The 12766-nt window shown below is 29.7% G+C and carries 7 protein-coding genes; all 7 read right to left on the bottom strand.

Translation table 11 applies throughout. The features are described 5' to 3' along the window. Positions 1-23: 23 nt before the first annotated feature. On the bottom strand, positions 24-1097 hold the full coding sequence (locus tag DIC82_07660) for an undecaprenyldiphospho-muramoylpentapeptide beta-N-acetylglucosaminyltransferase (protein ID AWK50902.1): 1074 nt from the start codon (positions 1095-1097) through the stop codon (positions 24-26). A 263-nt stretch (positions 1098-1360) separates the two neighbouring features. After that, on the bottom strand, positions 1361-3127 hold the full coding sequence (gene recJ / locus DIC82_07655; protein AWK50901.1) for a single-stranded-DNA-specific exonuclease RecJ: 1767 nt from the start codon (positions 3125-3127) through the stop codon (positions 1361-1363). Positions 3128-3399: 272 nt separating this feature from the next. Next, positions 3400-3948: a DJ-1 family protein gene (locus DIC82_07650; protein AWK50900.1), complete on the bottom strand. Its 549-nt coding sequence runs from the start codon at positions 3946-3948 to the stop codon at positions 3400-3402. 468 nt (positions 3949-4416) lie between these two features. After that, on the bottom strand, positions 4417-7323 hold the full coding sequence (locus DIC82_07645) for a DNA topoisomerase IV subunit A (protein ID AWK50899.1): 2907 nt from the start codon (positions 7321-7323) through the stop codon (positions 4417-4419). 96 nt (positions 7324-7419) lie between these two features. Then, a complete protein-coding gene (locus tag DIC82_07640) occupies positions 7420-9372 on the bottom strand; it encodes a DNA topoisomerase IV subunit B (GenBank protein AWK50898.1) in 1953 nt (650 codons plus the stop codon). 346 nt (positions 9373-9718) lie between these two features. After that, complete coding sequence (locus tag DIC82_07635) at positions 9719-11107, bottom strand: glycosyl transferase family 2 (protein ID AWK50897.1); 1389 nt, start codon at positions 11105-11107, stop codon at positions 9719-9721. Between the two features lie 303 nt (positions 11108-11410). Further along, entirely contained in the window at positions 11411-12754 is a 1344-nt protein-coding gene (locus DIC82_07630) for an NADP-specific glutamate dehydrogenase (GenBank protein ID AWK50896.1), read from the bottom strand. Positions 12755-12766: the final 12 nt, after the last annotated feature.

Here is a 12766-nt window from a genome sequence, read left to right as displayed (position 1 = left end):
TAATAATTATATATTTTAGCAATCTATTTCTTTATACTCTCTAATAATACACCTATTATTGCTTCTACACCATTTTTAATTTGGCTTCTTTCCATATTATTAATAATCTCTGTTTTTCTATCTTTAAGTTCTAAAACTTTCTTGTATAGTATATCATCTTTAAGTTCTTCTTCTTCTAACATTAAAGAATAACCTTCTTTTTCAAATGATTTAGAATTCAAAATTTGGTCTCCTCTACTGGCCTTCTTAGAAAGAGGTATTAATAGAGTAGGTTTTTTTAATGCTAAGAATTCAAATATAGAATTTGCTCCCGCCCTTGAAATTATATAATCAGCTGTTTTCATCAAATCTGGCAGTTCTTCATTTACATACTCGAATTGTTTATATCCATCAAAGTTTATAAGTTTCTTATCTATATTACCGCTGCCACAAATATGAATTATATTAAACTCTTTCAAAAGATGCTCTAAACTTTTTCTTATTTCTTCGTTTATTATTTTTGACCCAAGACTTCCCCCCATAATAAACAACACTTCTTTATTATCAATGAATCCACATATTTTTCTTCCCTTATCCTTGTTTCCATTAAATATTTCTTCTCGTATAGGACTTCCTGTAAGTACTCCCTTATTTCCATTTATAAAGTTTAAACTTTCTCTAAAAGTCACACATAACTTATTACAAAATGGTGCTGATAATTTATTGGCAAGACCCGGAGTCATATCAGATTCATGAGCTACTACTGGTATTTTTTTTATAGATGCTGCAATAACAACTGGTACTGCTACAAAACCTCCTTTTGAAAAAATAATATCTGGTTTTTCTTTTGATAATATTTTTATTGATTGTGCAACTCCCTTCAGAATCTTAAAAGGATCTGTAAAATTTTTCACGTCAAAGTATCTTCTTAACTTTCCACATGAAATTCCAAAGAAAGGAATATTATTTCTTGTTATTATTTCCTTTTCAATACCATCAATACTACCAATATATTTAATTTCAAAACCACTTTCTTTCAATTTAGGTATTAACGCTAAATTAGGAGTTACATGCCCTGCTGTTCCTCCACCTGTCATTATTATTTTGTATTTATACAAAAACTATCACCCCTTCTTCAATTGACAATTTACAATTATTGATAAAATCCCGCCCGGATTTCTTTTTATTTTATATGTTCTTGGTTGCACTTCATACCTTTTTCATATGTGCGCATCTTTTTAATATGCGCGCTTTTTAACTATATAATTTTTTCCAAACTCCAAAGGAAAAGTGAGAATCAAAATCTATGATTTTGTTATTTGAACTTTCTCTGTGAGATTTGTTCCTAAATTCACAATTGCCCATTGTCAATTGTCAATTACTATCTATAGTTTTGTACTACAATTTGAATACTGGTATTTCCATTATATTCATTAACACTCGGATAAAATACTAAGTCCATCTTTACATCATTATATGTCCCATCATAAAGTTTTTGTAGTTCTTCGTTGCCATATTTATCATTTATAACTTCTTCAAACTCATAAATATCACCAAAATAAATAGCATCCAAAGCTTTATTAAATTTTGTCTTCAATTTAAACTTCAATACATTTTTATTTTTGCCCAATATTGTAGCTTTTAACAGATTTACATTTTTTTCTGCAAATAATGGTTTAGAATTTGCTTTACCAAAAGGTTCCAATCTTTCTAAATCATTAATTAATTCATAATTTATTGAATCAAGGGGTAAAGCACAATCTATAGTAACCTTTCTCAGTAAATCATCATCTTTTAATAATGTATTTTGATTTAATCTTCGTCTAAACTCATCTATATTCTCTTCCTTCAAAGAAAATCCTGCTGCCATGGGATGGCCACCAAAATTTCCAAGTAAGTCTTTACATTTAACGAGTTCTTCAAACATATTATATTCTTCTATGGATCTGCCGGATCCCTTTGCTCCATTTTCACACTTTGTTATTATTAAAGTTGGAACATTATATTTTTCTCTTATTCTTCCTGCTATTATTCCTGCTAAACTTTCATGTACATCCTTAATATATATGACAAATACCTTATCATTTATCATATTATTCTTTTCCACAATTTCTATAGCAGTTTCCATACCCTTCATAGTCATGTCTTTTCTTTCTTCGTTTAATTTAACTAATTCCTTTGCAAGCTTAATTGCGTCCTCTTCTTCCTTTGAGAGTAACAACTTTAATCCTTTTTTAGCTGAATCAAGTCTTCCACACGCATTTATACATGGTCCTATTATAAATCCCAAATGATATACTGATAAAGTTTTTTCAGTCATTTCACATTCTCTTATTAATTCTTGCATTCCTAAAGTAGTAGTATTATTTATTAATTCCAATCCTTTTTTAACAAAAATCCTATTTTCATCAATTAAATCTACAACATCACAAACTGTTGCAATTGCAAGAAACTCTATAAGTTTATAACATTCTTTTTTATCTATACTTAATTTCTCATAAAGCACTTCTATAAGTTTAAATGCTACTCCAGCTCCACATAATTGCTTAAATTTATAATTGCATTCCTCTTGTTTTGGGTTTACTATAGCATCTGCACTTGAACTTATGAATTTTCTAGTCTTATTTTCATCTTCAACAAACGGTATATCGTGATGATCTGTAACTATTACAGTAAGTCCCATATCCTTAGCATATTTTATTGGATCTATAGCTGATATTCCATTGTCACAAGTTAAAATAGTATCTACCCCATCTTCTTTGGCCTGTTTTATTATATTTATATTTATTCCATATCCATCTTTTATTCTATCTGGAATTTCATAATCAACATTTGCATTACATCTTTTTAATGCCGTATATAAAATGTAAACACTTATGACTCCATCTACATCGTAATCTCCAACAATTCTTATCTTTTTGTTTGATTTTATTTTGTTATCAAGTATGTCTACAGCTTTCTCTAAATCTTTCATTTCTCTTGGATTATGAAGTTTATCAAAATCTGGATTTATATAACTTTTTATCATTTCATCATTTATAATATCTCTATTTATTATAATCTTACTCATAAGCTCTGTAATTCCATATTTATTTGATATTTGCTTATAGTTAGCTTTTTTATTTTTTATAAACCAGCGTTCTGCCATTTCAACCCCCTAAACTCAATTAACAATGCATTATTAACAATGCACAATTGATGAAGAAACTTTTTCAGAATTTCTTAAAAATATATTTTTTCAAACTCCTTTTGGAAAGTGAAAATCCAAAAGTAAAGCTCCAAAAAGTGAGAGTCCAAATTTTATATTTGGGATCTCGAACATTCTCTTTAGAACTTTTATATTTGGTTAGCTGCACTTTCACACAGTGCATCTTGTATTCAGTCATTCGAACTTTCTCTGTGAGTTTTGTTCCTTAATTGTTAACTGTTAATTGAATAAAGCATTCCTTGGAAAATAGTTCTTGCTTCATTAACATATCCAAGCTTTTCTAATAATTTATATGAAAATGCCATTGCTGTTGCTGGCCCCCTACTAGTTATTATGTTCCCATCAACCACTACAGCTTCTTCTAAATACTCACATTTTGGCAACTCGTCTTCAAATCCTGGATAAGAGGTTATTTTTCTTCCTTCTATAATTCCAGCTCTTGCAAATACTATAGGTCCTGCACAAATTGCTCCTATTAATTTACCTTCTTTATTTTGTTTTTTTACAAAATTTATTACTCTTTCATCATCTCTTAAATTAGGAGCTCCTGGAACTCCACCTGGAATTACTACTAAATCATATTCCATATCTTCATGAAAAAGTTTATCCGCTTCAACTACTAACCCATGGCTTGATTTAACTTGTTTTTCCTTAATAGATACTAAATCACAAGTTAAATTTGCTCTTCTCATTACATCTGATACAGTTAGTGCTTCTATTTCTTCAAAACCATCTGCTAATAATACACATACTTTTTTCACACTAAGTCCTCCTCATATAATCTAAACAATGAGGATATCCTAAACAACATTTAGAATATCCTCACTCTATTTTTTTATTTATATCTTTATTATACCCCATTTACTAACCCACTACCATAAGTGAGAATCGAAATTTGAAGTGAAAATCAAAATTTTATATTTTGCTTTTTGAACTTCCCCAGCGAGCGAATGTGAGTCGGGTTTCCTTTATTTCGTTCTTCGAACTTACTCCGAGAGCAAGTAGAGAACCAAAATCTTTGGTTTTGTGTGAATCACTTACTCTGTGAGAAAGTGAGAATCGAAATTTGAAGTGAAAATAAAAATTTTATATTTTGTTCTTTGAACTTCCCCAGCGAGCGAATGTGAGTCGGGTTTCCTTTATTTAGCTCTTCGAACTTACTCCATCAGCAAGTGCAGTGTGCACTTTTTTTATAGGTGAGAAGTTCTTGGTTGCACTTCGTGCCTTTTTTAAATGTGTACATCTTTGATTTCGTCATCAAGTATAATCATCATTATATTTGTACCTCTACCTGCTCTATTTTGTAATTTAATATCATTTATTTTAATTACTAATTTTTCTTTAGATTTAGAAGTCAATACTACTTCTGTTTTATCTGCAGATAAAATTATACTATTCCCGTCACTACTCATGTAATTACTATGATACTTTCCAAAAATAACTTCATCTTCATCTCTTAAGCTCATTCCTGTAACACCTGAAGCTAATTTTCCCATAGTATTAACATTTTCAACAGGGAATCTTATTCCCATTCCTTTTTTAGTAATCATAACTAAATATCCAAGTTTCATTTTATCTATCTCTGCTGAAACTACTTCATCATCTTCAAATTTAAATTTATGGCATACTTGCTTAAAGTACTCCCCTTCAAATTCTTTTAATAATGTCTTCTTAACCATTCCTTTTTTAGTAAAAGTATATACTCCAAGCTCTTCATCGTAAGAATCAATTGAAACTAAACTAACTATCTTTTCTCCCTTTTCTAGCTTTCCTAAAAATGCTTCTACTGGGATTTCCTCATTAATCACATTTTTCATTAAAAATACTGGTACTTTATAAGCATATCCTTTATTACTAAACAGTAATAATTCTTTTAGTGAATTAGTTTTAACCTTTAAAGAATCTTCTTTAATTCTTCCATAAGATTTAAGCTTATTCTTATCTGTAATTCCAAGGCTCAGCTCAAAATATTCAATTTCATTTGTATCTTCTACTTCAATAATTTCATCGTCTTGTGCAAAATTGAATAATTGAATAGGTAATATATTTCTAGAAGTATCTTCAAGATTTTGCACCTCAAGAGTAAACTCTAAACCTAATTTGCTTTTAACTCTTAAGAACTTACTTTCATCTTCTAATTTTCTTATTGATACATTTATTAATTCATCATCATCTCTAAGCTTTAAAGCTTGAAGTCTAGTATATGCAGTTTGGAACTTATCTATTGAACTTTGTTTAATTCCTCCATGCTTAGTTATAAATCTAAATACTTTACTTGGATTAAAATTATCTAAAGATACAGCTCCAACAATCTTCTCATTATCCAGATTTATAGTTTTAATTACTGTATCTAATCTCTCTCCTTTTTCCTTCCACTTCATTTCTGGTATATTAATACCCTTTGTTTGATACATAAATCCTTTATCCGTAAATATAAGTAACGTATCCTTGGTATTGGAGCTTATTAAATATTGTAATTTATCCCCTTCTCTATATTCAATATCCTCTGGATTAGAACTTGATCTATTGTAATTCTTTAGTGGCATTCTCTTAATGAAACCATCCTTCGATATTGTAATCATCACTTCTTCTACTACAATTAATTCTTCAATATCAATTTTACTTTCACTTTCATCTTTTACAACTGCAGTTCTTCTCTTATTTCCATATTTATCACTTATTTCTTTCAATTCAGTTTTTATTACTTTTGAGAGTTCCTTTTCACTAGATAAAATCTTTTCAAGTTTTTTAATTAACTTTTCAAGAGTTGCATATTCTTTTTCAAATATTTCTATTTCAAGTCCTGTTAATCTATATAACATAAGCTCTAATATAGCTTGTGCTTGAGCTTCTGAAAATTCAAATTTACTTATTAAATTATCGCTAGCATCCTTTTTAGATTTTGAACTTCTAATTATTGCTATAATTTGATCTAAAACATCTATCGCTTTAATAAAACCCTCAACAATGTGAAATCTCTTTTTTGCTGTATCAAGTTCTTTTTTAGTTCTTCTAGTGATTACTTCTTTTTGATGCTCTACATAATATTTTATTATAGCCTTTAAACTCATAGTTTCTGGCTTTCCATTTGAAAGTGCAACCATGTTAAAGCTTATATTAGATTGTAAATCAGTCTTTTTAAATAAATATTTTAATACCTTATCTGCAATATCTTCATCAACATTTTTCTTTAATTCAATAACAGCTCTTATTCCATTTCTATCAGATTCATCTCTAATATCTGTTATTGACTCTAATGCCTTTGCATGTCTTTTATCTCCTGTCATTTCAGATATTAGCTGAAGAAGTTTTGCCTTATTTTTTCTATACGGAAATTCAGTTATTACTATTCCCACTCTTCCATTTTCTAATTTTTCAATTGAAGTCTTAGCTCTGTATGCAACCTTTCCTTCTCCTGTTTCGTACGCTGACAACATAGATTTTTCTCCAATTAAAATTCCACCTGTAGGCAAATCTGGCCCTTTTATATACTTCATAAGTTCTGAAGTAGTTATTTCATTATTATCGATGTAAGCCAACACTCCATCAGTTACTTCTTTTAAATTATGTGGTGGTATATTAGTTGCAAGACCAACTGCTATACCGAAAGTACCATTTACTAAAAGATTAGGATATCTACTTGGTAGCACCTTAGGTTCTAATTCACTTTCTGAGTAATTGGGAATCATATCTACAGTATCTTTTTCAATATCACGTAACATTTCCATGGCAATAGGTGATAATCTTGCCTCGGTATATCTCATTGCCGCTGCTCCATCCCCATCTATTGAGCCCCAATTTCCATGACCTTCTATAAGAGGTTCTCTAGTTGAAAATTCTTGAGCTAAAATTACCATAGCTTCATATACAGATGTATCTCCATGAGGATGAAACTTACCTAAAATATCCCCAACTATTCTAGCAGATTTAAAATAAGGTCTATCCGGAAAAGCTTTAAGCATATATGCTCCATATAGAATTCTTCTATGCACAGGCTTAAGCCCATCTCTAACGTCTGGAAGTGCTCTATCTTTTGCAACTTCTATTGCATATGGTAAAAAATTTTCAGGCATTGCTTCTTCTAAAAGAATACCGATTATATTATTATCTTTAGGTATATCATTTTTCTTTGCCATACTGATCTCCTTTCAATTCACAATGCACAATTAAGGACGAAGTTCCAGTGGAACTTTTTCCTCCATTGTGCATTGTGCATTGTTAATTGTTAATTGCTAATTAAATTCTCCATACTTATAAATATATTTCTTTCTAGGTTCCACAATTTCACCCATAAGTAATGAAACCATCTTTTCAGCTTTTGCTGCATCTTCTATATTAACTTGAAGAAGTGTTCTGCTTTCTGGATTTAATGTTGTATCCCACAATTGATCTGGATTCATTTCTCCAAGACCTTTATATCTTTGAATCAATGCACCTTTTCCTATTTCCTTCTTTGTCTTTTCTAGCTCTTCATCACTATAAGCATACTTCATTATAGTTTTACCTTTTGTTTCTTTATATACCTTATATAAGGGAGGTTGAGCTAAATACAAATGGCCATTTGCTATTAATGGCTTCATATATCTATAAATATAAGTCATCCAAAGTGTTCTAATATGATATCCATCCACATCAGCATCACTCATTATTATTATCTTATCATATTTCAAATCTGCCTCTTTATAGTTATCTAATGTTCCAGTTCCAACGGCTGTATTAAATATTTTCAATTCTTCTGATGCCAATACATTTTCAAGCTTTTGTTTTTCCGTATTCATTATTTTACCTTTAGAAGGCATTATAGTTTGAAATCTTCTATCTCTAGCTTGCTTTGCAGAACCACCTGCTGAATCTCCTTCCACAACTATAAATTCATTTACAGTTTTATCTTTTAATGTACACACTGCAACCTTGCCCGCAAGTGGTGCAGTTCCTTTACCTATCTTCTTTTTTTCTGCATCATTTATTTTCTTAATTTTATCTCTTCTTTTTGCTGCTTCTAATGCATTATTTATTAGATTTGTCGCTAAAGGTTTATTATCTTCAATCCATTCAGAAAATTTAGTATAAACTAAATCATTCATCATAGTATACGCTTCATTATTACCAAGCTTAGTTTTAGTTTGACCTTCAAAGATAGGATTTGTTATTTTTATTCTTACAATAGCTGTCATACCTTCTCTTAAGTCGTCTCCTTCAAAGTCCTTATCTTTTTCCTTAACTAGTCCAAGCTTCTTTGCCCATTCTTTAAAAGACCTTGTCATTCCAGTTTTAAACCCTGTTTCATGAGTTCCTGCTTCAGTTGTCGGAATGTTATTTACATAACTTGCAATATATTCAGTAGTTGAATCTGTAAATTGCATGCAAACTTCTCCATACATTTGAAGATTTCCGACTGTTCTTTCACCATCAAAAATTATAGGTACTTCATGAATTGGTGTTTTACTTTCATTTAAATAATTAATAAAATCTAAAAGACCATTTTCAGAATAATATTCCTTAGTTATTTCTTGTCCTTTTCTCTTATCTATTAACTCTAAAGTTATACCTTTATTTTGAAATGCTAATTCTTGCAATCTACTATCTATTATGTCAAATTTAAAATCAGTTGTTGAGAAAATTTCCTTGTCTGGTTTAAATGTAACTTTTGTTCCCATCTTATCTGTTTTCCCAATTATCTTTAAGCTTCCAACTGCTGTTCCTGGCATATCTCTTTTTAATTCTTTATCAAAAGCATATTCAAATCTTTGTCTATATATATTACCATTTTGATATACCTCAGCTTCTAACCATTCTGATAAGGCATTTACAACAGCTGATCCAACTCCATGAAGTCCTCCAGAAGTTTTATAATTTTTATTATCAAACTTCCCCCCTGTATGTAATTCTGTAAATACCATCTCAACTCCAGATTTCTTCTTAATTGGATGAATTCCTGTAGGTATACCTCTTCCATTATCTAATATTGTTACACTTTTATCTTCATTTAAAGTTATAGTCACCTTATTTCCATATCCATTAGCTATTTCATCTATGGAGTTATCAATTATTTCCCATATACAATGATGTAGCCCCTTGCTTCCTGTAGAACCTATATACATTCCTGGTCTTACTCTTACAGGTTCTAATTTTTCAAGCGATGTTAAATCTGTCACATCATAAGTATTAGTATTTTTTAATTCCACAAAATCCCTCCATCTTGAACACCAGTTCTTATTTATTTATAAATTTCTATTCTATAAGAATATACTTCCTTTCTGCTTTAATGTCAAAAAAACTTAAGTAGAGAACCAAAATCTATGATTTTGTGTGAATCACTTACTCAGCGAACGAATGTGAGTCGAGTTTCCTTATAAAAGCTCTCTAGCATTTCTTATTTTTTCATTTTTCAAATCTTCTAAGATATTTACTCCTTTATTGTACATATTGAATTAAAATAATTGTTTACCCAGAATCATCCCTACATTCTATACCATAATAAAAGAGTGTACTATCAAAATAATACACTCTTAAAATCAAAATTCCAAAGTTTTATACATCACATATTTCTATCTTTCTAACATGTTTTGTATGACTCCATTCCTTATTATTCTTATTTAAAATGCCTTGAATTGTAATTGGTATCCATGTTACTGTATAGAATGCATATAACCAGAATCTAAAGAACAATATTAATTCTTTTTTCCCTAAGAATATTCCAGTTATTATTAAAAATAGTAAGTTATATCCTATTCCTATTAACCATGAAATAATCCAATTATCTATATTGGTAACTAAATATGGAACTACAAAAACATTGCTTGAATATAATGCCATCATAAATAAAAATGGTTTTGTAACCTTCTTATCAATTGCGAGTACTAATGGCGTAATCAAAAATTGAATAACTGCAAATGCTTTAAACACTGTATCACTAAATAAATAGTTTATTATAAATATATTCACACCACTAGTATTGGCCTGTATTAACGTAAGTACTGCTGAAATACCTATTAACAATGTTATAAAAGGTTGCAATACATATAGTGCGCAGTCAAATACATAAAATTTTCTATCTATGATTGATTTCTTAATTAATTTAAAGAAATACCTTGAAGCAACATCTGTAAATCCTTGCATCCATCTTTTCCTTTGATTCCATGATTGCTTAAGCTTTAATGGCTTTTCATCATATATAATAGCATCATGAGCCCAACCTACTTTTTCTCCATTTAATACAAGTTTACAAGTAAATTCTAAGTCTTCAGTTAAACAAGTAGCTCCCCAACCTAATTTTTTTAATGTATTAGTTTCTACCGCAAATCCTGTACCACCAATTTGATTAGAAAATCCAACATTTGCTCTAGCTAATTGGAACATTCTATTTTGAGTCCAAAAAGCTATAGAATATGCTGTAGCAATCCATGAATCCTCTGGATTTTTGCTATCTATATATCCCTGTACAACTTTGTATCCATCCTGTAATTTAGAATTGATTTCTTTTAAGAAATCCTTATGTACAAGATTATCTGCATCAAATATAGCAACAGCATCATATTGTTTTTGCATCTTAAATAACTTTGCAAACATCCATTCTAATGCATAACCTTTTCCTTTTTTATCTTCTGCAAATCTTTCACAAACATTTACTCCATAGCCTTTAGCTATTTTGGCTGTATCATCTGTACAATTATCTGCAATAACAAAAACATCATACATATCTTTAGGATAATTTAGTTTTAACATACTTTCTATAAGACTACCAACAACTACTTCTTCATTATGTGCTGCAATTAATAATGCAAACTTATTTTTAGGTGTATAATTTTTCTTTTCTTCTCTTCTAAAAAGACCTATTAATCCTAAAACTAAATAATAACATGTTATTGCAAAAACAAAAATTTGAAAAAAAGCAGTTATGGTAAAAATATATTTTCCCATTACATTCACTCCTAATATTCAATGAGAATTATTCCCATTCATTTTATATATATTTTCTTTCATATTATTCCTATTTAATAATATTTCAATAGAAATAAAAAATCAACCCTATATTTCTTAAGATAAAGTTAATATTTAAATTTATTTTTTTAATACAGGTTAATATTTGTTGTATTGGAATTTTTTGAGATAGTGTAAATTCTTTAAAAATCATAAAAATAATGAGTTATTAAGTTTACTTTTAACGGCACTCTTAATAACTCATCAATTTATTTAGTAGTATATATTTAAAATTTCTTTAAATTACACAATTCCTTGTGCCATCATAGCTTCTGCAACTTTCATGAATCCAGCTATGTTACAACCTGCTAATATATTACCCTCACAACCATATTCTATAGCTGCATTTTTAGAGTTGTGATAAATATTTTTCATTATATCTTTAAGTTTTCCATCAACTTCCTCAAATGTCCATGCTAATCTCATGCTATTTTGTGACATTTCAAGAGCTGAACAAGCAACTCCACCTGCATTAGCAGCTTTAGCTGGTCCAAAAAATACATTGTTTGATTGGAATATTTCAATTGCATCAAGAGCTGTAGGCATGTTCGCACCTTCTGAAACAACTTTAACTCCATTTTGAACTAATATTTTAGCGCTTTCAGCGTCTATTTCGCCTTGAGTTGCACATGGAAGAGCTATATCACATTTAATAGTCCAAATTCCTTTGCATCCATCATGATACTCAGCTGTTGGAACTGCATTAACGTATTCACTTATTCTTGCTCTTCTAACTTCTTTTATATCCTTAATTACGTCTAATTTAATTCCATCTGCATCATATATGTATCCAGTTGAATCGCATAACGCAACTACTTTAGCACCTAATTCTTGAGCTTTTTGTGTTGCATATATTGCAACATTTCCTGATCCTGAAATTACAACTGTTTTATCTTTAAAACTGTCACCATTGTCATTAAGCATTTCTTCTGTGAAGTATACTAAGCCATAACCCGTAGCTTCAGTTCTTGTTAAGCTTCCACCATAAGTTAAGCCTTTTCCTGTTAATACCCCTTCACTTAAATTTCTTATTTTCTTGTAATATCCATATAGGTATCCTATTTCTCTTCCACCAACACCGATATCTCCAGCAGGAACGTCTGTATCTGCTCCTATATATTTACATAATTCTGCCATGAAACTTTGACAGAATTTCATTACTTCGTTATCTGATTTTCCCTTAGGATCGAAATCAGCTCCACCTTTACCTCCACCTATTGGAAGACCAGTTAAAGAATTTTTAAATATTTGTTCAAATCCCAAAAATTTAACTATGCTTAAGTTTACTGATGGATGAAATCTTAATCCACCTTTGTATGGTCCTATAGCACTATTAAATTGAACTCTAAATCCTCTATTTACTTGTACATCCCCATTATCATCTACCCATGGTACTCTAAACATAATTTGTCTTTCTGGTTCAACTATTCTGTCTAACAATGCAGCTTTAGTAAATTCTGGATGCTTATCAAAGACTGGAATTAAAGAGTTTAATACTTCTGTTACCGCATCTAAGAATTCTTTTTCTGCAGCATTAGTTTTTTTCACTTTTTCTAAGACACTTGATACATATTCTTTACCATTCATAGTTTACATCTC

It is taken from the genome of Clostridium beijerinckii, assembly GCA_003129525.1.
GTDB classification, from domain to species: domain Bacteria; phylum Bacillota; class Clostridia; order Clostridiales; family Clostridiaceae; genus Clostridium; species Clostridium beijerinckii_D.
The sequence above is the reverse complement of the archived record's forward strand: the minus strand, read 5'-3'. Positions and strand labels throughout refer to the sequence as shown.